General features: G+C 72.0%; 21 protein-coding genes. 4 read left to right on the forward strand and 17 right to left on the reverse strand.

The genetic code is table 11. The features are described from left to right. Positions 1-63 precede the first annotated feature (63 nt). The 11 genes from ACZ4W5_RS18890 to ACZ4W5_RS18940 all read right to left on the reverse strand — a co-directional run bounded on the left by ACZ4W5_RS18890 (position 64) and on the right by ACZ4W5_RS18940 (position 11,976). Positions 64-441 (reverse strand): DUF2304 domain-containing protein, encoded by a 378-nt coding sequence (locus ACZ4W5_RS18890; RefSeq protein WP_360226250.1) that lies wholly within the window; start codon positions 439-441, stop codon positions 64-66. Further along, a complete protein-coding gene (locus ACZ4W5_RS18895; RefSeq protein ID WP_360226247.1) occupies positions 438-1,127 on the reverse strand; it encodes a glycosyltransferase family 2 protein in 690 nt (229 codons plus the stop codon). The genes ACZ4W5_RS18890 and ACZ4W5_RS18895 overlap by 4 nt, the downstream gene beginning before the upstream one ends. An 83-nt stretch (positions 1,128-1,210) precedes the next feature. After that, positions 1,211-2,533 carry a hypothetical protein gene (locus ACZ4W5_RS18900; protein WP_465655638.1) on the reverse strand — a complete coding sequence of 441 codons (1,323 nt, stop codon included), beginning with the start codon at positions 2,531-2,533 and terminating at the stop codon, positions 1,211-1,213. 135 nt (positions 2,534-2,668) lie between these two features. Then, a complete protein-coding gene (locus ACZ4W5_RS18905) occupies positions 2,669-4,741 on the reverse strand; it encodes a hypothetical protein (protein ID WP_465655639.1) in 2,073 nt (690 codons plus the stop codon). Between the two features lie 222 nt (positions 4,742-4,963). Next, a complete protein-coding gene (locus ACZ4W5_RS18910) occupies positions 4,964-5,410 on the reverse strand; it encodes a GtrA family protein (protein WP_465655641.1) in 447 nt (148 codons plus the stop codon). After that, on the reverse strand, positions 5,407-6,447 hold the full coding sequence (locus ACZ4W5_RS18915; RefSeq protein ID WP_465655643.1) for a glycosyltransferase family 2 protein: 1,041 nt from the start codon (positions 6,445-6,447) through the stop codon (positions 5,407-5,409). The genes ACZ4W5_RS18910 and ACZ4W5_RS18915 overlap by 4 nt, the downstream gene beginning before the upstream one ends. A gap of 189 nt (positions 6,448-6,636) precedes the next feature. Next, on the reverse strand, positions 6,637-7,830 hold the full coding sequence (gene tuf, locus ACZ4W5_RS18920) for an elongation factor Tu (protein ID WP_360226232.1): 1,194 nt from the start codon (positions 7,828-7,830) through the stop codon (positions 6,637-6,639). A gap of 198 nt (positions 7,831-8,028) precedes the next feature. Next, complete coding sequence (gene fusA, locus ACZ4W5_RS18925; protein WP_360226229.1) at positions 8,029-10,134, reverse strand: elongation factor G; 2,106 nt, start codon at positions 10,132-10,134, stop codon at positions 8,029-8,031. Between the two features lie 39 nt (positions 10,135-10,173). Further along, entirely contained in the window at positions 10,174-10,644 is a 471-nt protein-coding gene (gene rpsG / locus ACZ4W5_RS18930) for a 30S ribosomal protein S7 (RefSeq protein ID WP_030055803.1), read from the reverse strand. A 2-nt stretch (positions 10,645-10,646) separates the two neighbouring features. Further along, positions 10,647-11,018, reverse strand: a complete 372-nt coding sequence (gene rpsL / locus ACZ4W5_RS18935; protein WP_014144289.1) for a 30S ribosomal protein S12 — start codon at positions 11,016-11,018, stop codon at positions 10,647-10,649. Between the two features lie 409 nt (positions 11,019-11,427). Then, positions 11,428-11,976: a DUF1707 and DUF4190 domain-containing protein gene (locus tag ACZ4W5_RS18940; protein ID WP_465655645.1), complete on the reverse strand. Its 549-nt coding sequence runs from the start codon at positions 11,974-11,976 to the stop codon at positions 11,428-11,430. 258 nt (positions 11,977-12,234) lie between these two features. Between ACZ4W5_RS18940 and ACZ4W5_RS18945 the strand changes: the two genes are divergently transcribed. The 4 genes from ACZ4W5_RS18945 (at position 12,235) to ACZ4W5_RS18960 (ending at position 17,269) form a co-directional block, all read left to right on the forward strand. Further along, a complete protein-coding gene (locus tag ACZ4W5_RS18945; RefSeq protein ID WP_360226223.1) occupies positions 12,235-13,071 on the forward strand; it encodes an ABC transporter ATP-binding protein in 837 nt (278 codons plus the stop codon). After that, positions 13,068-14,690 (forward strand): transporter, encoded by a 1,623-nt coding sequence (locus ACZ4W5_RS18950; RefSeq protein ID WP_465655646.1) that lies wholly within the window; start codon positions 13,068-13,070, stop codon positions 14,688-14,690. Before ACZ4W5_RS18945 ends, ACZ4W5_RS18950 begins: the two co-directional genes overlap by 4 nt. 131 nt (positions 14,691-14,821) lie before the next feature. Then, a complete protein-coding gene (locus ACZ4W5_RS18955; protein ID WP_360226217.1) occupies positions 14,822-16,105 on the forward strand; it encodes a DUF2786 domain-containing protein in 1,284 nt (427 codons plus the stop codon). Positions 16,106-16,153: 48 nt separating this feature from the next. Beyond that, a complete protein-coding gene (locus ACZ4W5_RS18960; protein ID WP_465655648.1) occupies positions 16,154-17,269 on the forward strand; it encodes an ADP-ribosylglycohydrolase family protein in 1,116 nt (371 codons plus the stop codon). Between the two features lie 4 nt (positions 17,270-17,273). Here ACZ4W5_RS18960 and ACZ4W5_RS18965 read toward each other — a convergent pair whose 3' ends face one another. The 6 genes from ACZ4W5_RS18965 to ACZ4W5_RS18990 all read right to left on the reverse strand — a co-directional run bounded on the left by ACZ4W5_RS18965 (position 17,274) and on the right by ACZ4W5_RS18990 (position 23,562). Next, a complete protein-coding gene (locus tag ACZ4W5_RS18965; RefSeq protein ID WP_465655650.1) occupies positions 17,274-18,599 on the reverse strand; it encodes a serpin family protein in 1,326 nt (441 codons plus the stop codon). Between the two features lie 37 nt (positions 18,600-18,636). Continuing rightward, entirely contained in the window at positions 18,637-19,635 is a 999-nt protein-coding gene (locus tag ACZ4W5_RS18970; protein WP_465655652.1) for an ADP-ribosylglycohydrolase family protein, read from the reverse strand. Between the two features lie 21 nt (positions 19,636-19,656). Beyond that, positions 19,657-20,871 carry a cytochrome P450 gene (locus ACZ4W5_RS18975; protein WP_465655654.1) on the reverse strand — a complete coding sequence of 405 codons (1,215 nt, stop codon included), beginning with the start codon at positions 20,869-20,871 and terminating at the stop codon, positions 19,657-19,659. A gap of 92 nt (positions 20,872-20,963) precedes the next feature. Next, on the reverse strand, positions 20,964-21,575 hold the full coding sequence (locus ACZ4W5_RS18980) for a hypothetical protein (RefSeq protein ID WP_465655655.1): 612 nt from the start codon (positions 21,573-21,575) through the stop codon (positions 20,964-20,966). Positions 21,576-21,697: 122 nt separating this feature from the next. After that, positions 21,698-22,378, reverse strand: a complete 681-nt coding sequence (locus ACZ4W5_RS18985) for a response regulator transcription factor (RefSeq protein WP_360226199.1) — start codon at positions 22,376-22,378, stop codon at positions 21,698-21,700. After that, complete coding sequence (locus ACZ4W5_RS18990; RefSeq protein WP_465655657.1) at positions 22,375-23,562, reverse strand: sensor histidine kinase; 1,188 nt, start codon at positions 23,560-23,562, stop codon at positions 22,375-22,377. Before ACZ4W5_RS18990 ends, ACZ4W5_RS18985 begins: the two co-directional genes overlap by 4 nt. Between the last annotated feature and the right edge of the window lie 24 nt (positions 23,563-23,586).

Here is a 23,586-nt window from a genome sequence, read left to right on the forward strand (position 1 = left end):
CCCCCCCCCCCCCCCCCCCCCCCCCCGCCACTGGTGTTCGCCGCGCCGTCCGAACGCCCGGGATCAGCGCTCGGAGCCGACCGGGGCGTTGAGCCGGTCGTTGTTGTGCCGGACGCCCTCCGTGATGGCCACGGTCCGGGCCAGGTCGGTGATCTTCTTCTCCAGCGAGCGGAAGCGCAGGTAGGTGTTGAGGGTCAGGAAGCCCATGGCGATGACCATCAGGTAGAGCACCAGGTCGGTGCCGCGGCCGACGCCCAGGGCGGTGGCCAGCTTGGTCACGCCGGTCGGCCACAGGATCGCGACCACGTTGACGATCACGAAGAGCGTGAAGGCGATGCGCTTCCACGCCCGGGTGTTCGCCTTGTCCCAACGCCAGACGAAGACGAGCGCCATGGCCACCGCGGCCACGACCAGGATGAGCTGGATCCAGAGGTGGTTCATCGGCCGTTACGCTCCCGCAGCGAGATGTCAAAGAGGATGTTCACGCCGTTGATCAGGGACTGGCCCTTGGCGCGCGAGTAGTCGGTGTACAGGATGTCCACCGGAACCTCGGCGACCCGCAGGTCCGAGCCGGCGAGGAAGGAGACGATCTCCGACGCGTGCGCCATGCCGTTCATGGTGATCTTGATCCGGCTGGCGGCCTCGCGGTTCATCACCCGCAGCCCGTTGTGGGCGTCCGTGAGCTTGAGCTTGCGGGCGGTCGGGCTGACCGCGGCGGCGGTGCGGAGCACCACCCGCTTGATCCACGGCACCTGGCCGGTCTGCTCGATGAAGCGGGAGCCGAGGACGATGTCGGCCTCGCCCTCGCGCAGCAGCGCCACCATCTTCTCGACGTCGCCGGTCTGGTGCTGGCCGTCCGCGTCGAAGGTCGCGAAGTACTCGGCGCCCTCCTGGGCGAGCGCGTACTTGAGACCGGTCTGGAGCGCGGCGCCCTGCCCCAGGTTGACCGGGTGCCGCACCAGGTGGGCGCCGGTCGTCATGACGTGCTCGGCCGTGTCGTCGGTGCAGCCGTCGTCGATCACCACGATGTTCGGGAAGGTCTTGCGTGCCCCCTCCACGACGTCGGCGATCACCTGGCCTTCGTTGTAGGCCGGGATCACCAGCCAGACGTTGTCATACTCGGACACAGGTGCTCCATGCTTGGCGAACGGCACGGCGGCCCGTGCCTCGGGTCTGTCTATCGGTGCTGGTCATGGTGTCTGGGCCCACCTCAGGAGGTCCGCAGCGGCTCTGCCGCGGACCGGTCTGCCGACACGGCGGCGGGGCGGGAGGGGAAGGCGCGGTACAGCGACCACAACATCAGAACGGCACTGACCAGTGAGCCCGCCAGGTACGCGAGCTCCGCCCGGAGACCCACGTCGCCCGGTGCGAGCGCGACAGCCACCAATGCTACGGAACCGGCGGTCCAGCCCACCAGCTGACGACGGTGCTGGGCGCTCGACATCAGCGCCTGGCCGAAGACCGTCGCGAGCACGTAGCAGAGCGTTCCGAAGACCAGCCAGACGAAGTCCAGCGGGCCGAGCACGTCCTTGGCGTTGAACAGCAGCGGGTTGAGCTTCGAGCCGAGCACGATCACCGGCAGGCCACCGCCGATGCACATCGCGGCGACGATCGCGGTGGTGCGGGTCAGCACCTTGCGGAACTCGGCGTGGTCGCCGGCCGCGGCGGCGCCGGAGAGCGCGGAGACCATCGAGGCCTGCAGGGCGCTGTAGGCGAACAGCGGCGCCCGGGCCATCACCACGGCCTGGCCGATCGCGAAGACCAGTGCGTCGGAGGCCTCGGAGTGCTTCGGCGAGAGCAGGCGCACGCAGACCACGGTCGCGTTGACCACCAGCTGGCTGAGCATCACCGAGGCGATCAGCAGGCCGAGGCCGCTGGTCAGCTGCTTCCAGGGCACCTCCGGGCCGGGGGTGCGGTCCGCGAGGGTGCCGCGCAGGCCGATCAGCGAGGCGGCCAGCGGGGAGACGAAGAGGATCAGGCCGAAGGCCAGCGCCGAGTGCAGGCCGACCGCCGCGGCCACGGCGGCCAGGCCGATCCGCAGCCCGCCGTCGACCGCCAGCTGGGTGCCGTACGGGCCGAACAGCCCGAGGCCGGCCAGGGCACCGCGGGCCACCGAGCTCACCGCGAGACCGGCCAGGCCGCCGGCCAGGGCGACCACCAGTGCCCTGTCGCCGCTGAACAGCAGGTCGGCGACCGGGCCGGCGGCCCCGGCCAGCAGCGCGCACACCGCGGCCAGCAGCGCCATCGCGAGGAGCAGCATCCGGCGCACCGCGGGCAACGCCCCGTGCCCGGCCACCTTGCGGGCGGCCACCAGCCGGGTCAGTTCGAGTTCGACCGGTTGGAAGAGTCCCCAGCCCACGGACATCACGATGGTCCAGAGCATGGTGACATTGGCCTTGCCCACGGCGCTCAGGCTGTAGCCCACGAGCGCCATGTAGACGTACGCCGACGCTCCCAGCACGACCGTGCCACCGACCACGAGCCGCGCCCCCGGGGGAAGCGCCCCAAGCAGCTTGGCGATCGGGTTCTTCATCACATGACCACCGAATTCACCGGCCGGCCGTGCCGCACACCTCCGCACGAGGCCGGCCAAGCCGTGCGATTGCTGTGAATAGTAGCGGGTGGCCGTGACTGCTCGGTGCGCACGGGCGTTCCCTCGGACGTCATCTCAGACGGTCCCGGGGAATGTACGCCCCCACGGCTGGGTCCAGAGGATCCCCTGATCGCTCACGACGTCGACCGTCACGCCGTTCTTGGCGAGGTCCCGCTTGATCCGCTCCCCGACCGACCGGTCGGCGGTCAGGATGGTCGGCGTCGGGTGCGGGGCGGGGAGCTTCTCGATGGCGCCCTTCAACCGGCCGAGGGAGCGCTGGTAGTCCTCCTCCTTCACCTGCGGACCGCCGATGCCCACCCAGTGGATGTCGTACAGCGCCTTCATGTCACCGCCGCGCCGGTTCATCAGCGAGGCGAGCCAGGTGGCCTTGAGGTTCTTGACGTCGTCGTTGGAGACCAGCGCGATCACCGGCTTGTCGCCGTGCAGGACCCTCAGCCCGTCCATGCCCTTGGGGCCCATGTCGGTCTCGGCCTCGCCGCGGCTCCAGACCACCAGCGGGTTGTTGGACCACGCGGACGGGGCCTCCTTGGTGGCCAGGAAGCCCCACTGCACGTTGGCGAAGAGGCTCAGCGCGGCGGCGACGGTCAGCCCGGAGAGCGCCAGCTCGCCCAGGCGCCGGCTCAGCGCGTTGCCGGTGCCCCGGTGCGGCGTCTGGAGGACCGCCCCGACCGCGCCGATCGACAGCAGGGCGACCACGACGCCCACGGCCGTCATCTTGTGGAAGTAGTACGAGTACTTGTCGATGGTCTGCAGCTGGTAGACCGCGAAGGCGCTGAGCAGGCCGCCCGTGCCGAGCAGCACCGCCAGATGCGCCTGGCCGGTGGCGGTGCGGCGGTTGCGCGGCATGGCCGCCGCCAGCAGCCCGAGCAGCCCGCCGCCGATGAGGATCGAGCGGTCGGCGCTGACGCTCGGGCCGCTCATGTTCGAGGCGCTGGCGACGTCCAGGTCGCCCATCACCGAGAGGACGCTCGGCAGCGCGGCCACGCCCAGCGCGCACGCCAGCGCGCCGAGGACCCACCACCAGCGCCCGGCGAACCTGCGCCGGTGCACCACCAGCGCGCCCAGCAGCGCCACGCCGACGAACGCGCCGTAGATGTTGTACGTGTAGGTGACGGAGATCAGCCCGGCGGAGGCCACCAGCACGAACTCGGTGCGGCCCATCGCCGGCCGGATCAGCACCGCGAGCGCGAGCGCGATCAGCAGCAGGCCGATGAAGGTCGAGTCGAAGCCGTGGACCAGCAGGTCCAGGTAGTTGGTGGCGAACATGATCGCGCCGACGGTCGCGCAGACCGCCGCCGCCCGCCAGCCGCGCAGCCGCGGCCCGCCGATCCAGCGGGCCGCCCAGACCAGCGCGGTGCAGAACAGCGCGTACGCCACCAGCAGGTACAGGAAGTACCGGTTCATGGTGTGGACCATGTCGCCGGGGTCGGCGGCGGAGTGGACCAGCCCGTCGATCCAGGCCAGCAGGAAGTGCGAGCCCTGCGGGTAGGTCACCTCGGACGGCGGGATCAGGTAGGACCTGGCGGCTTCCTGGTGGAGGAAGGCGAAGCCCCCGACGCCCTGGATGCTGGAGAAGAAGGAGAAGTGCGAGAGCCGGTCCTCCGCCGTGGCGAAGAAGGCGACCCGCTCCGCGGCCGACGCGCCGGCGACCGGGTGGAACAGGTAGTGCCACATCCCGGCGAAGGTGCCCACCACCAGCAGGTCCGACCAGCGGAAGCGCAGCGGCAGCCGGGGGGCGCGCCTGGCCGCCCAGGCGGCCGTGGTCAGCACGCTGAACAGCACACCGGTGGTGGCCGTCGGCGACAGGCCCCAGGGCCAGAGCGAGAAGACCAGGCCGAAGGTCAGCACCGAGCCGGCCAGGATCAGCCCGGCGACGAACAGCCGGTCGAGCAGCACACCGCCGACCCTGATCACGGCGGCGACCGCGAGCAGCAGCAGCGGCAGCAGCACGACGCCCAGGTGCAGCGCGACCAGGCCGGCCGGCACCAGCCAGGACAGGGCGAGCCCGCCTGCCAGGACGAGCGGGTTGCGCCGCGGCCGTCTGCCGTCGGCGGGCGAGGACGGCGGTCCCGGCGGCACGGTTCTGTGCCCGGTCTCGCTGTCGGGTGAGCTCTGTATGGTCGACACGGTGCCGTGCCCTTCCGGTCATGTCCCTGCCGCCCGTCTCCCCCCTACCGGGTCCGGACTTCCGCCACCGTCTGCGGGCAGGCTGCAGTCGCCCAGCATAGCGAGGGCCACATTGGTCCAGACCTCCCAGGGGCCCTGTCGGCCGCCTGCGAACCAGCGGGCGCGCACACGGCCCGTCGGCCCGGGACCGTCCGAGGATCGGCGGTGGAGCGGATCCGCTGGTCAGGCCCCGGAGCGGTCCAACTGCCCGCCGCGGAAGACCCAGACCTTCAACAGGACGAACCGGGCGACCGTGGCCAGCCCGTTGGCGACGACCAGCCCGCCGACCTCCACCGGCCGGGAGGCGTCCGGCACCACCCGGTCGAGCAGGGCGAGCACCCCGGAGCTGAGGCCGAGCCCGATCAGGAAGGCGACCGCGCCCTGCAGCTGGTGGCGGACCATCCCCCGCGAGCCGACCACCCCGAAGGTGAAGCGCCGGTTGGCCGCGGTGTTGGCCACCGCGCTGACCGCCAGGGCGATCAGGTTGGCCGCCTGCGGGTCGGTGAACGACCGCGCGAGGACGAACAGCCCCAGGTAGAAGACGGTGCTGAGGACGCCGATGACCAGGAAGGACGGCAGCTGGCGGCGGGCCCCGGGGGTGGGCCCGGCGGGCTCCTCGGTCGGCGTCACCGGCCCCGGCCCCGCTCGTCGCCCGAGCCGCGCGCCTCGCGTGAGTCGCGTGAGTCGCGCGCCTCGCGTGAGTCGCGCGCCTCGCGTGCCTCGCGCTCGGCGTCCTCGGCCGAGTCGTAGCCGATGAAGTAGGTCGGGCGGTTCTGCACCGCCGAGTAGATCCGGCCCACGTACTCCCCCAGCAGCCCGACGCAGATCAGCTGCACCCCGCCGAGGAAGAGCATCCCGATGAACAGCGAGGACCAGCCGGGCACCGTCGAGCCGAGCGCGTACGCGACGGTGGCGTGGATCCCCAGTGCGATGCAGACCACGAAGCTGACCAGGCCGAGGTAGGTGGCCAGCCGCAGCGGGGCGGCGGAGAAGTTGGTGATGCTGTCCAGCGCGAGCCGCACCATCTTGGACAGCGGGTAGTGGGTGCCGCCGGCCACCCGCTCCTCGCGGACGTAGACGACCTCGCCGCTGGGGAAGCCGAGCCACGGCACCAGCAGCCGGTAGACCGGCTGGTGCTCGGGCAGGTGCTTGAGGGCGTCCACAGCGGCCCGGCTGAGCAGCCGGAAGTCGCCGGCCTGGTTGGGCATCCGCTTGCCGACCAGCCGGCGCATCAGCCAGTAGTACGCGCCCGCGCTGCGGCGCTTGAAGGCGGTGTCGGTGCCGCGGTCCCCGCGCACGCCGTAGACCACGTCGAGGCCCTGCTCGCGGGCCAGCTCGAGCATCTCCGGGATCTTCTCCGGCGGGTCCTGGAGGTCCGCGTCGATGCTGACCACGTAGTCGCCGAGCGCCCGGTGGATGCCCGCGGTGAGCGCGGCCTGGTGCCCGGAGTTACGGGCGAAGCGGACGATGCGGAACTCCGGCCAGTCCTGCCGGATCTTCTGCATCAGCACGGGGGTGGCGTCCCGGCTGCCGTCGTCCACGCCGACGACCTCGTAGTCGACCCCCAGCCCGTCCAGGATCGGACGCAGTCGCTCGACGGTGAGCGGGAGCGCCTCCTGCTCGTTGTAGATCGGCATCACGACCGACAACAGCGGTGCCGTAGACATGCGTTGGATCCCACTTTCCGCGACGGCGGGGCTGGATGGTGAGCCGACCATAACAGTCGGCCATGAGCTGCCCGTGAGAGGAAGTGCGCCCAGGTGAGCGCCGGGTCAGACGCCGAAGGGCCCCACGCACCGTGCGGTGCGTGGGGCCCTTCGGACGAGCCTGACGGGGCAGGCAGGTCAGAGCCTCGATTACTTGAGGATCTTGGTGACCTGGCCGGCGCCGACGGTGCGGCCACCCTCACGGATGGCGAACTTGAGGCCCTCCTCCATGGCGATCGGCTGGATCAGCGCGACGGTCATGGCGGTGTTGTCGCCCGGCATGACCATCTCGGTGCCCTCGGGGAGGGTCACGACGCCGGTCACGTCCGTGGTACGGAAGTAGAACTGCGGGCGGTAGTTGTTGAAGAACGGGGTGTGACGGCCACCCTCGTCCTTCGACAGGATGTAGGACTGGGCCTCGAAGTCGGTGTGCGGGGTGACCGAACCCGGCTTGATGATGACCTGGCCGCGCTCGACGTCCTCGCGCTTGATGCCACGGAGCAGCAGACCGACGTTCTCACCGGCCTGGCCCTCGTCGAGCAGCTTGCGGAACATCTCGATGCCGGTGACCGTGGTGGTGGTCTTCTCGGTCTTGATGCCGATGATGTCGACGGTCTCGTTGACCTTGAGGATGCCGCGCTCGATGCGACCGGTGACGACGGTGCCACGACCGGTGATCGTGAAGACGTCCTCGATCGGCATCAGGAACGGCTGGTCCACGGCGCGGGCCGGGGTGGGGATGTTCTCGTCGACGGCCTTCATCAGGCCGAGGAGCTTCTCGCCCCACTCGGCGTCGCCCTCGAGGGCCTTGAGCGCGGAGACGCGGACGACCGGCAGGTCGTCGCCCGGGAACTCGTACTCGGAGAGCAGCTCGCGGACCTCGAGCTCGACGAGCTCCAGGATCTCCTCGTCGTCCACCATGTCGGCCTTGTTCAGGGCGACGACGATGTACGGAACGCCGACCTGGCGGGCCAGGAGGACGTGCTCCTTGGTCTGCGGCATCGGGCCGTCGGTGGCGGCGACCACCAGGATGGCGCCGTCCATCTGGGCGGCACCGGTGATCATGTTCTTGATGTAGTCAGCGTGACCCGGGCAGTCGACGTGCGCGTAGTGCCGGTCCTCGGTCTGGTACTCGACGTGCGCGATCGAGATGGTGATACCGCGCTGACGCTCCTCCGGGGCCTTGTCGATCTGGTCGAACGGCGTGAAGGGGTTCAGGTCCGGGTACGCGTCGTGCAGCACCTTGGTGATGGCCGCGGTCAGCGTGGTCTTGCCGTGGTCGATGTGACCGATGGTGCCGATGTTGACGTGGGGCTTCGTCCGCTCGAACTTCGCCTTGGCCACTGAGTCCTCCTGAGGACAGTTCCTGTACGCCGTGCTGACGTCAGTTGGTCTTTGATTCGGGCCCGGCCCGGGTGCCCTGGGCACCTCGCGCCGCCCCGTGGGTGTGGGGGGCCGGAGGTCCCGGGAGGATCCGGACGGATCCTCCCGGGTCGCCTCCTAACAGCCTAAGGGGTGTGAATCATCCCGAAAATCGGGAGGTCACTCGCCCTTGGACTTGGCGATGATCTCCTCAGCCACGGCCTTGGGGACCTCGGCGTACGAGTCGAACTGCATCGAGTAGCTCGCGCGACCAGAGGTCTTGCTGCGCAGGTCACCGACGTAGCCGAACATCTCGGAGAGGGGCACCAGCGCCGTGACGACGCGGGCACCGTGACGCTCGTCCATGGACCGGATCTGGCCACGGCGAGAGTTGATGTCGCCGATCACGTCGCCCATGTAGTCCTCGGGCGTGGTGACCTCGACGGCCATCATCGGCTCAAGAAGGACCGGCTTGGCCTTCTTGGCGCCTTCCTTGAAGGCCATCGAACCGGCGATCTTGAACGCGAGCTCGGAGGAGTCGACGTCGTGCGCCGCACCGTCCAGCAGCTTCACGCGGACACCCTGGAGCGGGTAGCCGGCGAGCACACCGAACTCCATGGCCTCCTGGCAACCGGCGTCGACCGACGGGATGTACTCGCGCGGAACGCGACCACCGGTGACCAGGTTGACGAACTCGTAGCCCTCGGCCTGCTCGAGCGGCTCGATCGCGATCTGCACCTTGGCGAACTGACCGGAACCACCGGTCTGCTTCTTGTGGGTGTAGTCGATGCGCTCGACGGCCTGACGGATCGTCTCGCGGTACGCGACCTGCGGCTTGCCGACGTTGGCCTCGACCTTGAACTCACGGCGCATACGGTCGACGAGCACCTCGAGGTGCAGCTCGCCCATACCCGCGATGATGGTCTGGCCGGTCTCCTCGTCCGTGTTGACCTGGAAGGACGGGTCCTCCTCGGCGAGACGCTGGATGGCGACACCCAGCTTCTCCTGGTCACCCTTGGACTTGGGCTCGATGGCGACGCGGATGACCGGGGCCGGGAAGTCCATGGACTCCAGGATGACCGGGTTCTTCTCGTCGGCCAGCGTCTCACCGGTGGTGGTCTGCTTGAGGCCCATGACGGCGACGATGTCGCCGGCGCCCACCGACTCGATCTCCTCACGCTTGTTCGCGTGCATGCGGTAGATCTTGCCGATGCGCTCCTTCTTGCCCTTGACGGCGTTCAGCACCGAGGTGCCGGACTCCAGGCGACCGGAGTAGATCCGGACGAAGGTGAGCTTGCCGAGGTGCGGGTCGGACATGATCTTGAACGCAAGGGCGGCGAGGGGCTCCTCGTCCGAGGCCTTGCGGGAGATCTTGGTGTCCGGGTCGTTCGGCTTGGTGCCCTCGATGGACTCGATGTCCAGCGGCGACGGCAGGTACTTGACGACCGCGTCGAGCAGGGGCTGAACGCCCTTGTTCTTGAAGGCGGTACCACAGAAGATCGGGGTGAAGTCCGAGTTCAGGGTGCCCTTGCGGATCGCGTCCTGCAGCAGCTCGACCGGGATCTCCTCGCCCTCCAGGGCGAGCTCCATGACCGCGTCGCTGAAGTTCGACACGGTGTCGATCAGCTGCTCGCGGTACTCGTCGGCCTGCTCCTGCAGCTCGGCCGGGATGTCGACGATGTCGTACATCTCGCCCTTGGCGGCCTCGGCCGACCAGACCAGCGCCTTCATGCGGACCAGGTCGACGACGCCCTGGAAGTCCGCCTCGGCACCGATCGGCAGCTGCATCACCAGCGGGGTGGCGCCGAGGCGCTCCACGATGGTGTCGACGCAGAAGAAGAAGTTCGCGCCCGTGCGGTCCAGCTTGTTGACGAAGCAGATGCGCGGAACGCCGTAGCGGTCAGCCTGCCGCCACACGGTCTCGGACTGGGGCTCGACACCGGCGACACCGTCGAACACCGTGACGGCACCGTCGAGGACGCGCAGCGAACGCTCCACCTCGACGGTGAAGTCGACGTGACCCGGGGTGTCGATGATGTTGATGGTGTGGTCGGCATCGTCGACGGTCCAGTGACAGGTCGTCGCGGCCGACGTGATCGTGATGCCGCGCTCCTGCTCCTGCTCCATCCAGTCCATGGTGGCAGCGCCATCGTGGACCTCACCGATCTTGTACGACACGCCGGTGTAGAACAGGATCCGCTCGGTGGTGGTGGTCTTGCCCGCGTCGATGTGCGCCATGATCCCGATGTTGCGGACCTTGGCGAGGTCAAGGGAGGTTGCAGCCATGGTGGCTCGTTCTCTCTCTGTCTAGTGACGGGGTACGGACTACCAGCGGTAGTGCGCGAAGGCCTTGTTGGACTCGGCCATCTTGTGGGTGTCCTCGCGACGCTTCACGGAAGCGCCCAGGCCGTTGCTGGCGTCGAGGATCTCGTTCATCAGGCGCTCGGTCATGGTCTTCTCGCGACGGGCGCGGGAGTAACCGACCATCCAGCGCAGCGCCAGGGTGCTGGCGCGGCCCGGACGGACCTCGACCGGAACCTGGTAGGTCGCGCCACCGACACGGCGGGACTTGACCTCGAGGGCCGGCTTGACGTTCTCCAGCGCACGCTTGAGCGTGACGACCGGGTCCGAGCCGGTCTTCTCACGGACGCCCTCGAGGGCGCCGTAGACGATCCGCTCGGCGGTGGAGCGCTTGCCGTGCAGCAGGATCTTGTTGACCAGCTGGGTGACGACAGGGGAGCCGTAGACCGGGTCGATGATGACCGGGCGCTTCGGGGCGGGGCCCTTACGAGGCATTCTTACTTCTCCTTCTTGGCGCCGTAGCGGCTGCGGGCCTGCTTGCGGTTCTTGACACCCTGGGTGTCGAGCGAACCGCGGATGATCTTGTAGCGGACACCAGGAAGGTCCTTCACACGACCACCGCGCACCAGCACGATGGAGTGCTCCTGCAGGTTGTGGCCCTCGCCCGGGATGTAAGCGGTGACCTCGATCCCGCTGGTGAGGCGCACACGGGCGACCTTGCGGAGAGCCGAGTTCGGCTTCTTCGGGGTGGTCGTGTACACACGCGTGCAGACCCCACGACGCTGCGGGGAGCCCTTCAGCGCGGGAGTCTTGTTCTTCTCGACCTTGTCCTGCCGGCCCTTTCGGACCAGCTGCTGGATCGTAGGCACCGTTTCTCCGTTTTCTGTGTGCCAAGGCTTGGTGGAACTAACCTGCGGTGTCTCCCTCGCACACGGCCCCGTGGTCGACCCACGCGGTCGGGTGTGTTGGGCTATTCCGACACGGAATCCCATGAGCTGATGTACAGCGACGGCGCTCTACGCGCGGCGCGCTTTGAGGCGCTCCGGCTCGGCGCGGCGACCGGTGTGCATGCACGCACAAGGACCCGGGGACACCCCAGGCACAAGGTCAGAGCGTACCTAGCGCATGGGGCTCGGTCAAAACAAATGCAACGCCGCAGGTCGCGGCCTTCGGCCCGGTGTCGCCCCGGTGTCCCGTACGCGACCGGCCGGTGTCGGGCCGCCCTCCACCCGCTCTACCACAGTCGGCGGGCACCCGCCAACGGGGCGTCCGGGGCCGTCAGAGGATGCCCAGCATGATCACCAGCAGCCAGAAGGCGCCGCCCAGGTAGCCGAGCACCAGCCCCAGCACCGCCGCCCAGTCCCCGTCCATGTTGCGCTCGCGGATCTGCTGGCGGGCGAGGTGGCCGGTGACCAGCGCGGGCACCACCGGCAGCGCCAGGAAGCCGGTCAGGCCGCACACCAGGGAGATCACCGCCAGCGCGCTGGTGGGCCGGGCCTGCGGCACCGGCGGCGGCAGCAGGAAGGTCGCCGGGACGGGCTGCGCGGCCTGCAACGGCGCCGCCATCGGCCCGGACGGCAGGTCGGCCACCAGCGCGGCCAGCTCGCCGTAGGTCACCGCCCGGGCGGCCGCCTCGTGGCGCTGCCCGTACTCCTCGGCGGACAGCCGGCCCTCGGCGAACCCGGCCTTCAACACGTCCACCGTCCGGTCCCGGTCGGCGTGGCCGGCCCGCATCGCCGACTGCTGGGTCGGCGCAGGCTGCCAGCCCGCCGCCCGCCGGCCGGACCGGTCGGCGGGGCGGGACTCGCCCCACGGTTGAACGGACATCCGCCACCTCCCGGGCGCCGCGGCACCCCCGCGCGCTCACTGGTCCTCATAGTGCAGGACGAACCGGGGAACTGAGTAGTTGCCGAATCCGACCGGCAGCTCCCGGAGACCGCCGCCGAGCGGCGCGCCTCACCCGTTCGGCGGACAGGCTCAGGGGATGCTCAAAGCAGGCGACAGCCCGTCGGGCCGGTGCCAGGCTGGGCTCCGGAGCGCCGCACCACCGCACGTCCACCCCACGACCAGAGACAGAAGGCCGCCATGCAGGCGTCAGAACCGTCGCCCTCCGAACCGACCACCGCCGACCGGCCCGGACCGGGCACCCCGTCCGCCGTCAGCATCCAGGGGCTGTGGAAGCACTTCGGCACCCAGGCCGCCGTCGCCGGGCTCAGCCTGGAGCTCCCCGCCGGGTCGTTCATCGGCCTGGTCGGGCCGAACGGCGCCGGCAAGACCACCACGCTGTCCATGGTCACCGGCCTGCTCCGGCCCGACCAGGGCACCGTGCTGGTGCACGGCACCGACGTCTGGGCCGACCCGGTCTCGGTCAAGGCCCGGATCGGCATCCTGCCCGAGGGTCTGCGGATGTTCGAGCGGCTCAGCGGACGCGAACTGCTCCAGTACACCGGCCGGCTGCGCGGCCTGCCCGGCGCCGAGGTGGACCGCCGCGCCGAGGAGCTGCTGGCCGTCCTGGACCTCGGCCGGGACGCCGACAAGCTGGTCGCCGACTACTCCACCGGCATGCGCAAGAAGATCGGGCTGGCCGCCGCGCTGCTGCACAACCCCGACGTGCTGTTCCTGGACGAGCCCTTCGAGGGCGTCGACCCGGTCTCCGCCCAGACCATCCGCGGCGTGCTCAAGCGGTACGCGGCGGCCGGCTCCACCGTGGTCTTCTCCAGCCACGTGATGGAGCTGGTCGAGCAGCTCTGCGACTGGGTCGCCGTGGTCAACGCGGGCCGGGTGATCGCCCAGGGCCCGCTGGACTCCGTCCGCGGCGGACGCAGCCTGCACGCGGCCTTCCTGGAGTTGATCGGCGTCCGCGAGGACGACGGCCAGGCCCTCGGCTGGCTCGGCGGCGGCCGCGCCGAGGACGCCCGGTGAGCGCCGTCACCGCGCCCGTCACCGCCGTGCCGGACGACCGGACGGTGGTCCGCGGCCTGGTCGCGCTCAAGCTGCGGCTGCTGCGCAACGGGCTGCGCCGCAGCCGGGGCCGGGCGGCCGTGTACGTCGTCGGCGGCGTCCTCGGCCTGGCCTTCGCGGGCCTGATCGCCTTCGGCATGGCGATGCTCAACGGGCGCTACGAGGGCTCCGGCAACACCGGGGTGATGCTGGTCGGCGTGCTCACCCTGGGCTGGGCCGCGCTGCCGCTGTTCCTGTTCTCCAGCGACGAGAGCGCCGACCCGACCCGGCTCACCATGCTGCCGCTGCGGCCCGGCCCGCTGCTGCGCGGCTCGCTGCTGGCCTCGCTGCTCGGGCCCGGTCCGCTGATCAGCCTGGTGCTGGTGACCGGCGCGGTGCTGTCCGGCGGCGCCTCGGCCGCCACCGCGGTGGTCGCCGTGCCGCTCGCCCTGCTCTGCCTGGTCACGCTGTCCCGGGCGGTCGCGGCCGGGAACGCCCGGATGCTCTCCAGCCGGCGCGGCAAGGACTTCGCGATCTTCGGCGGACTGGCCTTCGCCCTGCTCGTCCAGGGCGCCAACGTCGGCTCGCAGAGCATCTTCGGCCGGCAGCACGACCGGGACATCGACCTCAGCCCGCTCAGGCCGATCGCCGCGGTGCTGCGCTGGATCCCGCCGGTCAGCGCCGCCGACGCCCCCCGCAGCGTCGGCGCGGGCGAGTACGGGGCGGCGCTGCTCCAGCTCGCCGCGGCCGGCGCGCTGCTCCTCCTGCTGCTGCGCTGGTGGCGGAACAGCCTCCAGGAGCTGATGGTCACCGCCGACTCCTCCACCCTGGAGGTGGCCCGCGGGGTGCAGAGCGCCCGGGGCTGGCGCTTCCTGCCCGAGGGCCGCACCGGCGCGGTGATGCAGCGCCACCTGCGGTACGCCTGGCGCGAGCCGCGGGCCAAGGCCGCGCTGTTCACCAGCGTCGGGATGACGCTGGTGATCTGCCTGCTGTCGGTGGTGCAGGGCTGGTCGAGCGTCTACCTGCTGGCGATGACCGGGACCTTCCTCGGGCTCCAGATGCTCAACCTGTTCGGCATGGACGGCTCGGCGTTCTGGATGGTCGCCGCCACGCTGCGCACCCCGGCCGACGCCCGGGACGAACTGCGCGGCCGGGCGTACGCGGTGCTGTCGTACGCCGTGCCGGTCACCGTGGTGCTCGGGCTGGTGCTGGCCGCCGTCACCGGCGAGTGGGGCGCACTGCCGTCCGCCCTCGGCCTCGCGCTGGCGGTGCTCGGCGGCGGCATCGCGCTCGGCTCGGTGTTCAGCGTGCTCGCGCCGTACACCATGCCGGCCGACAGCAACCCGATGCGCAACGCCGCCCCCGGGCAGGGCGGGCTGATCCTGCTCAACCAGTTCGGCTCGATGCTCGGTGTCGCGGTGCTCTCCCTGCCGGTCGGCGGCTACCTGCTCTGGGCGCTGCTCTCGGACGGGCCGAGCTGGCCGCTGCTGCTGCTCGGCCCGGCCTACGGCGCCCTGGTCGCCACCCTGGGCATCCGGCTGGCGGCCCCCCGGCTGCTGGAGCGTGTGCCGGAGATCATGGCCAAGGCCATCGAGCGGTAGGGCTTGTCTGCGAACTCCCGCCTGCGGGGCGAACGACGGGAGTTCGAAGACGGACCCTGGCCCGGTCGGCCCGGCCGCTCCGGCATCATGGGCCGGAGGGGCCGGGCCGTCGAGGAGAGCAGGGACACACCGTGGGCAAGCGCGCGCAGCAGGGCGACGGGAACGCCGGGCCGCTGCTGGAGCAGGCGGTGCGCTCGGTGCTCACCGTCCCCGACGAGGGGCTGGACCTCGCCCTGGACACCGGGGCCTCGCTGCTGGCCGCCTCGGCCGGGCAGTGGCCGGCGGTCAGCCGGGCGGTGCTCAGGTACGCGGACTCCGCGGTGGGCCGCTGCTGGTCCGCGGGCTGGCGCCCGGCGGACCTGGTGCGGGTGGTGCGGCGCGGGCTCAAGCCCGTCCACCTGGCGCTCGCGGTGGACCTGATCGCCGCCGAGTCCCGCCGCCACCCCGCCGCCGCCCTGGACCGGCGCTGGCAGGAGCAGCTGCGCGAGTTGGAGGCCGAGGTCTGGTGGCCCGCGGACGAGCAGTACCTCGGCGCCTTCGCCCACCGCCACCGGCTGGACCGCTTCGCGCTCGCCACCGCCCTGCTGGAGCTGCTGCGCAGCTGGGGCCGGCTGCCCCCGATCGCCCCGGTCGGCCCCGCGCCCGGGCAGCCGGGGCAGGCCGGGCCGGCCCGACGCCCTGCCGGGCCGGTGGCCGGCGAGCCGCGGATGCTGGCCCGGATCCGGGCCCTGCTGGCCAAGGCCGAGTCCACCGAGTTCCCGGAGGAGGCCGAGGCGCTGACCGCCAAGGCCCAGCAGCTGATGGCCCAGCACAGCATCGACGACGCGCTGCTGGCCGCCGCCGGGGCCGACCGGAACACCCCGGCGGCGCTGCGGATCGGCGTGGACAACCCGTACGAGGGACCCAAGACGATGCTGCTGGACGCGGTCGCGGCGGCCAACCGGTGCCGGGTGGTGTGGGCCAAGGAGTTCGGCTTCTGCACCGTGATCGGCTTCGACGGGGACCTGGACGGCGTCGAACTGCTCTACACCTCGTTGCTGGTGCAGGCCACCCACGCGCTCAACAAGGCCGGGTCCGGCAAGGACTCGCGCAGCAAGGCGTTCCGGCAGTCCTTCCTGGTCGCGTACGCGGCCCGGATCCGCGAGCGGCTGACCGCCGCCACCGAGCGGGCCACCGACGCCGCCGCGGCCGGCCGCCACCTGCGCGAGGACGGCACCGAGGAGCAGCTGCTGCCCGACGAGCGGCTGCTGCCCGCGCTGGCCGCCCGCTCGGCGGCGGTGGACGAGGAGGTCGGCCGGCTGTTCCCGAAGCTGGTCTCCCAGCGGGTCCGGGTCAGCGACGGCGAGGGCTGGGCGGCCGGGCGGGCCGCGGCCGACCGGGCCGCCCTGCACGGGCGGGGCGAGATCCACACCTGACGGCCCGCCTGATAGAAACGACCCGCCACGAACGAAGGGGGATTCGACGTGACGGAGTCGGCGGCGGAGTCCGGATACCGGGACCGGGTGCGCGGAGCGCTGCTCGGCGGCGCGATCGGCGACGCGCTGGGCTGGCCGGTGGAGTTCCAGCAACTCCACCAGATCCAGGAGCGGTTCGGCCCGCAGGGCGTGACGGCGCTGCCGTCCGGGAGCGCCGGGTCGGTGGAGGTCACCGACGACACCCAGATGACGCTGTTCACCGCGGAGGGGCTGATCCGCGGCTTCGTCCGCGGCTGGTCCGGCGGCGGCGGCTCCGTCCCGGAGGCCGTGCACGGCGCCTACCGGCGCTGGCTGCGGACCCAGTACCAGGGCGCCCCGGACACCGAACCGCAGCCGCGCCCGTACGACGGCTGGCTGCTCGGCCGGCCGTTCCTGTACGCGCGGCGGGCGCCGGGCAACGCCTGCCTGAGCGGGGTGTCCGAGCACCCAGTGTTCGAGGCACCGGCCCCGATCGGGAGCCCGGGGCCGATCAACCCCGGCTCCAAGGGCTGCGGTTCGGTGATGCGCGCGGCGCCGTTCGGGCTGGCCCGGCTCGGGGTCGAGCAGTCCTTCGGGCTGGCCGTGCAGTGCGCCCAGCTCACTCACGGGCACCCGACCGGCTACCTCGCCGCAGGCGCCTTCGCGGCGCTGGTCGAGCGGCTGGCGGCCGGGACGGAGCCGTGGGCGGCGGTCGGGGAGACGGTCGAGCAGATCCGCGAGCTGCCGAGGTCCAAGGAGACCGTGCAGGCGCTGGCCCGGGCGGTCCGGCTGGCCCAGGAGGCCGAGCCCTCGGCGGACACGGTGGAGCGGGTCGGGCTCGGCTGGATCGCCGAGGAGTGCCTGGCCATCGCGGTGTACTCGCTGCTGGCGGCCACCCTCGACCCCGATCCGGTGCGCACCGCGCTGCTGCTGTCGGTGAACCACTCCGGGGACAGCGACTCCACCGGCGCGGTCTGCGGCAACCTGGTCGGGGCCGCGTACGGCGCCTCGGCGCTGCCCGCCGACTGGGCCGAGGCCGTCGAGGGGCGGGCCGAGCTGCTGACGGTCGCGGACGACCTGCTGGTGCTGTTCGGCAGCCGTGACCCGGGCCACCCGGCGCTCGGCGGGCGCTACCCGGCCTGGTAGGGGGCTACTTCGCCTGCGGGTCGGTGACCTGCCCCAGGAACAGCGGCCGCCCGTTCGACGTGTCCCGGACCAGGAACAGGAACGGCCGGTCGATGTGCAGTTCGGCGGCCTGACGAGGGGCGGGCACCGCCGCGACGCCGGCCACGGCGCCGCTGCCGGCCGCCGCGACCGTGCCCTCCTCGTTGACCTGCACGGTGGCCTTCTGCACCACCGTGCTGACGGCGAGCGGCGGCTGCTCGGCGATCCCGGTGAGGTCGGCGGCGTCGAAGGCCGAGTGGACGCCGAGCGAACGCAGCGCGGGGGTGAGCTCGTTGGACGTGTCGAAGTGGAAGCGCGGCAGCTGGAGGTCGACGGGCTGCGCGCTGAGGGCGCCGAGGATCCGGTCCAGCTGGGGCTGGTCCAGCCCCTTGGTGAAGGCGGCGAAGCCGCCCTGCGCGGGGACGATCAGATCCATCGCCACGTTGCCTCCCGCATAAGGGAGTTCGACGGCCTGCCAGGGCTCGCCGACGATCCCGCCGGAGCCCTCCGCGTACCTGAACTCGCCGGTCTGGCTCATCGTGGAGACGTTCGAGGCGGTGCCGTCCAGCTTGCGGAAGGGGCGGTCGGCGGTCTGCCCGGGCTTGAACTCGGCGGCCCACTTCGCCTTGAGGTAGAGCGCGTCGGTGAGGACCACGCGGGTGTCGGCGTTGATCGCGCCCGGCGCGAAGAGGTCCTTGACGCGCCCCTCGGTAGCCTTCTCCACGGCCGAGTCGACCGCCTTGCGGCTGCCCTCCGGGTCCTTCTTGAAGTCGGTGGTGTGCACTCCGGCGTCGAAGGCGGTGGCGAGGGTCGCCAGGTAGTCCGGGTTCACCGGGAAGCCCTGCTGGGTCCAGACCTCGTCGGCCTGGTGCAGAGTGAGCTGGTCGCCGTTCTTCGTCCGCCGGTCCAACGCGCCGACGGCGAGCGCGTACTGCTTCGGGTCGAGCTCGGTGTGCAGGGCCTTGGCCAGCTCCTGCGCGGTCGCGCCGCGCGCGCCCGGCATCAGCATCCCGAGCACGGTGGCCAGCCCGACGGGCGAGACCACGGTGTTGCGCCCGGCCCCGCCGGGCGACGCGGTGAGAGCGTGCAGGAGGTCCAGGCCGAAGGCGTCGGTGGCCTTGGCGGTGGCGGCCACCGAGGCCTGGTCGACGGCGGGCCGGGTGGCCGGTGCGGAGGCCCGCTGCTCCCCGGTGGCGGCGGTGCCGGTACTGGCGCAGCCGCTGACCAGCGGTGCGGCGAGCGCGGCGGCGAGGAGCAGTGCCGCGGGGCGGCGGGGCGGGCGACGACGGGTTCCGCTGCTGCTGTTCGTCATGGCCCTTCGACGCGGCGCCCCGTCGGCCGGTTCCCGCTCAGTCCCAGAGCGCGCCGAACTCCAGCAGTTCGTCCCGGTGCTCGATCCGCTCCACCCACTCCGCGGGCCAGGCCGCCTCGCCGTGGTGCGCGCCGGCGAAAGCGCCGGTCAGGCAGGCGAGCGAGTCGGAGTCGCCGGAGCTGTACGCGGCCCGGCGGACGGCGGCCACCGGGTCGTCGGGCAGCAGCAGGAAGCAGAGCAGGCCGGTGCCGAAGGCCTCCTCGGCGACCCAGCCCTCGCCGGTGGCCAGGCAGGGGTCGGCCTCCACGTCGGGGGCGGCGAGGGCGGCCTGCACCTGGTCGAGGACCTTGAGGCAGTCCTCCCAGCCGCGGGCGAGGACGGCCTGCGGGGAGGCGCCGTACCAGCGGTCGGCGAGGTCGCCGAGCCAGAACTCGTCGTAGCGCTCGCGGCTCGCCAGCGCGTACGCCCGTAGCACGGCGGGCAGGCCGGCGGGCGGGACGCCCTCCGCGAGCTTGCGGACGGCGTACGCGGTGAGGTCACTGGCGGCGAGCGCGGTCGGGTGGCCGTGGGTGAGCGCGGACTGCAGCTGGGCGGCGCCGGAGAGCTGCCGGGCGTCCAGGTCGCGGATCAGGCCGATCGGGGCGACCCGCATGTTGGCGCCGCAGCCCTTGGAGCCCACGTCGCTGGCCTGCTGCCAGCGGTACTCGTCGCGGCTGAGCCGCTCGCAGGCGCGCAGGCAGGTCATGCCGGGGGCGCGGTTGTTCTCCGGGGAGCGCCACCAGTCGACGAACTCCGCGCGGACCGGGTGCTCCAGGTGCAGCGGGGTGAGGGGCCCGCGCGCCAGGGCGGTGCGCAGGCCGCGGGCGAGGGCGAGCGTCATCTGGGTGTCGTCGGTGACCAGCGCCTGCTCCGGCAGCGGGAGCCGCCGCCAGTCCGGGTGGTCGGCGGCGATCCGCTCGACGTCCTGGAACTCGGTCAGCCGGCCCATCGCGTCGCCGATGGCCAGCCCCAGCAGTGCCCCCGTCGCCTTGCCCACGGCCTTCTCCCCCGCTTCCCGTCACACTTCGACCAACAGCTCCTTGAGCCCGCGGATCACGTAGCCCGGGTTCCACTCGGGCTCGCGGACCAGCCGCAGGCCCGGGGCCCGGCGCAGCAGCGTGCCGTAGGACTCGGTGAGCTCCAGTCTGGCAAGGGGGGCGCCCAGACAGAAGTGGATTCCGGCGCCGAAGGTGACGTGCGGGTTGTCGGTGCGGCCGAGGTCGAGGCGGTCGGGGTCGGCGAAGCGCTCCGGGTCGCGGTTGGCGGAGCCGAAGAGCAGGGCGATCTCGGCGCCGCGCGGCACGGTGACCCCGCGGACCTCGATGTCCTCCAGCACCCAGCGCTCGAACATCTGCAGCGGGGTGTCCCAGCGCATCAGTTCCTCGACGGCGGTGGGCAGCAGCCCGTCCACGTCGCCGCGCAGCCGGGCCAACTCCTCGGGGTGGCGGAACAGCGCCCACCAGCCGTTGCCGGTGGTGTTGACGGTCGCCTCGTGGCCGGCGTTGAGCAGCAGCACGCAGGTGGAGACCATCTCCTGCTCGCTGAGCGCGTCGGAGCCCTCCTGGGCCTGGATCAGCGCGCTGATCAGGTCGGTGCCCGGGTTGCCCCGGCGCTCGCGGATCAGGGCGCGCAGGTAGTCGGAGAACTCGATGCTCGCGGTGACGGCCCGGCGGGCGGCCTCCTCGCTCGGGTTGAGCTCGAACATCCCGGTGATGTCGGCGGACCAGGGGCGCAGCAGGTGCCGGTCGCCCTCCGGCACGCCGAGCATCTCGGCGATCACGGCGACCGGTAGCGGCTCGGCGACGGCGGAGATCAGGTCGCCGCCGCCGGCCGCGAGCAGGTCGTCGACGAGCTCCCCGGCCAGCCGCCGGACGGTCGGCCGCAGCCCTTCGACCATGCGCGGGGTGAAGGCCTTGGAGACCAGCCGGCGGATCCGGGTGTGGTCGGGGGCCTCCAGGTCGAGCAGCCCGTGGTCGTTGAGGGTGTGGAAGGGCTCGTGTGCCGGGTCGGGCTCGGGGCGGCCGAACTCCTGGTGGCTGAACCGGTGGGTGTAGGTGCGGCCGAGCCGCCGGTCGCGCAGCAGGGCGCTGACGTCCTCGTGGCGGGAGACCAGCCACTGGTTCGTCGGCTCGTGGTACGTCACCGGCGCGTGCTCGCGCAGCTCGGCGTACGCGTCGTACGGGTGGGCCACGAACTCCGCCGACCAGGGGTCGAACTTCGCCGTCGTCGTCATCGCTCGATCACTCCAGGCCGTGAGGGGAAGCCGGAATGATCATCGTATGCATGCGGTACGTCCGTAAAGGGTCCTTACGCCCCTTCCGGTTCTCAGGCGATGGCCGGGGTCCGCGCGCCGCCCTGGCGGACCAGCGGGGCGAGGGCGGCGAGGTAGCAGACGGCGGCCACCGGGATGAAGGCCAGGTCGGCCGCCGTGGCCACCGTCCCGACCAGCATCAGCACCGGGCTCCACCAGCGCAGCGCCCGTCCCGCGCCCACCGAGGCCGCGATCAGCATCGCCAGCAGGCCGACGTAGAACAGCAGCGGGCCCACCTGGTACACCGCCGCGGACACCCCCGGGACGTCCTGGATCCTCTCGAACATCCGCGACTGGTCCGGCTTGTCCGCCGCCCTCAGGCCGACCACCAGGTCGATCCCGATCTGCACCAGTGAGCAGGCCAGGCCCGCGAACGCCGTCCCCAGCGCGGCGTTCGCGGCCAGCCGCCCGGCCGCCGTGCGGCGCGGGGCGAGCACCCGGCGCAGGGCCAGGAGGATCGGGACGAACAGCAGCAGGCCCGCGAACATCGCGGTGTGCCCGGCCGTCCAGCCCGGGCCCGGCTCGCGGGAGCCGGGCACCAGCCGGATGCCGCCGTACAGGGCCATCAGGGCGGTCGCGCCGACGACGGCGTACGCAGTGCGGCGCGGGTGCAGATCGGCGTTCATTTCGAGCCCTCCGTCAGGTGTCCGTCGGTCCGTTCCGACACCGCAGAGCCTCTCCCCCGAGACCCTCGTCACGGATCGCCCGCACCGGTGAACTGTCCGCCTCCCTCTCGCGGGTGAGGTCCTCAGCCCTCGCCCGCGACCACCGCACCGGCCTCGTACGCGAACACCACCGCGTGCACCCGGTCGCGCAGCCCGAGTTTGCTCAGCACATTGCTGACGTGGGTCTTCACGGTGTGCTCGCTGACCACCAGCTCGGCCGCGATCTCCGCGTTGGACAGCCCGCGCGCGATCAGCCGCAGCGTCTCCTGCTCACGCAGGGTCAACTGCTCCAGCAGCCTGGACGGCGGCCGCACCGCCCGCTCCCGGCCGCCCGGGCGGCGGGCCGCGAACTCGCCGATCAGCCGCTTGGTCACCGAGGGCGCGAGCAGCGCCTCGCCCGAGGCCACCATCCGCACCCCGTGCGCCAGGTCGTCCCGGCGGACGTCCTTCAACAGGAAGCCGCTGGCGCCCGCGTACAGCGCGTCGAAGACGTAGTCGTCGATGTCGAAGGTGGTCAGCATGATCACCTTGGTGGCCGGGAACTCCTCGCACACCCGGCGGGCCGCCTCCAGGCCGTCCATCACCGGCATCCGGACGTCCAGCAGCAGCACGTCCGGGTTGTGCGCGCGCACCGCCTCGACCGCCTCGGCGCCGTCGCAGGCCTCGGCGACCACCTCGATGTCCGGCTGGGCGTCCAGGATCATCCCGAACCCGGCCCGCACCAACTCCTGGTCGTCCGCGACCACCACCCGTATCGGCGTCATCCGCCCACCCTCTCCACCACGCCCGCCGGCCCCAGCGGCAGCCGGGCACTCACCAGGAAACCCCTGCCCTCCGGCCCCGGACCGGCCTCGGCCCGGCCGCCGCAGGCCGCGGCCCGCTCGCGGATGCCGACCAGCCCGCGCCCGCCGGACCAGCCGGCCACCGTACGGTCGGCGGCCAGCGGCACCCCGCGACCGTTGTCGGAGACCACCACCTCCAGCACCCCGTCGACCCGCCCCACCCTGATCGCGACCCGGTCCGCCCCGGAGTGCTTGACCGTGTTGGTCAGCGCCTCCTGCACGATCCGGTACCCGGCCGCCTCCACATCGGCGGGCAACCCGCCCAGCCCGTCCGCGAGTTCGAGGTCCACCCGCAGGCCGGCCCCGCGCACCCGCTCGGCCACGTCGGTGAGTTCGGCCAGCCGGGGCTGCGGCGCCAGCGCCCGCTCCGCCTCCGGGTCCTTCAACACGCCGAGCACCCGCCGCAGTTGCACCATCGCGTCGCGGCCCGCGTCGGCGATGGTGTCGAAGGCGCGGATCGCCCGGTCCGGGTCGTGGCGCACCACCAGCGGCCCGGCCTCGGCCTGGATGACCATCAGCGACACCGCGTGCGCCAGGATGTCGTGCATCTCCCGGGCGATCCGGGCCCGCTCCTCGGCGACCGCCCGGGCCGCCTCGCTGGCCGCCCGCACCCCCGCCTCCCGCGCCCGCTCGGCCTGCATCCGGGCGAGCTCCCGCTGGGTGCGCACCAGGGCGCCGAAGACGAAGGAACCGCCCGAGGTCAGCACGCTGAACAGCGCGCCGTTCGGCGAATGGGTGCCGAGCACATTGGCGGCCACCACCACCGCCAGCACCGGCCAGCGCTGCCGGTCGGGGAAGCGCTCCGCGACCGTGTACATCCCGATCACCGCGTACAGCGGCACCTGCGGGTTCGCCGAGTGCGCCACCACCGACACCACCAGCGAGGGCGCGGCGCCCACGATCAGGACCGGCAGCGAGGCCTTGCGCCGCCAGGGCAGGAACAGCGCGGTGGACACCGCCAGCAGGTACACCCACCAGGGCCAGTCGGTGTCGTCGTTGTAGACCGACCAGACCGACACCGCCGCCGAACAGGCCGCCAGGAAGGTGTCCAGCACGTACGGGCTCAGCCCGGCCGTCCGGCTCCGCCAACGCGCCGCGCGCTCCACCGTCGCACCTCCCCCGTACCCGGG

Source organism: Kitasatospora sp. NPDC029367, assembly GCF_055569135.1.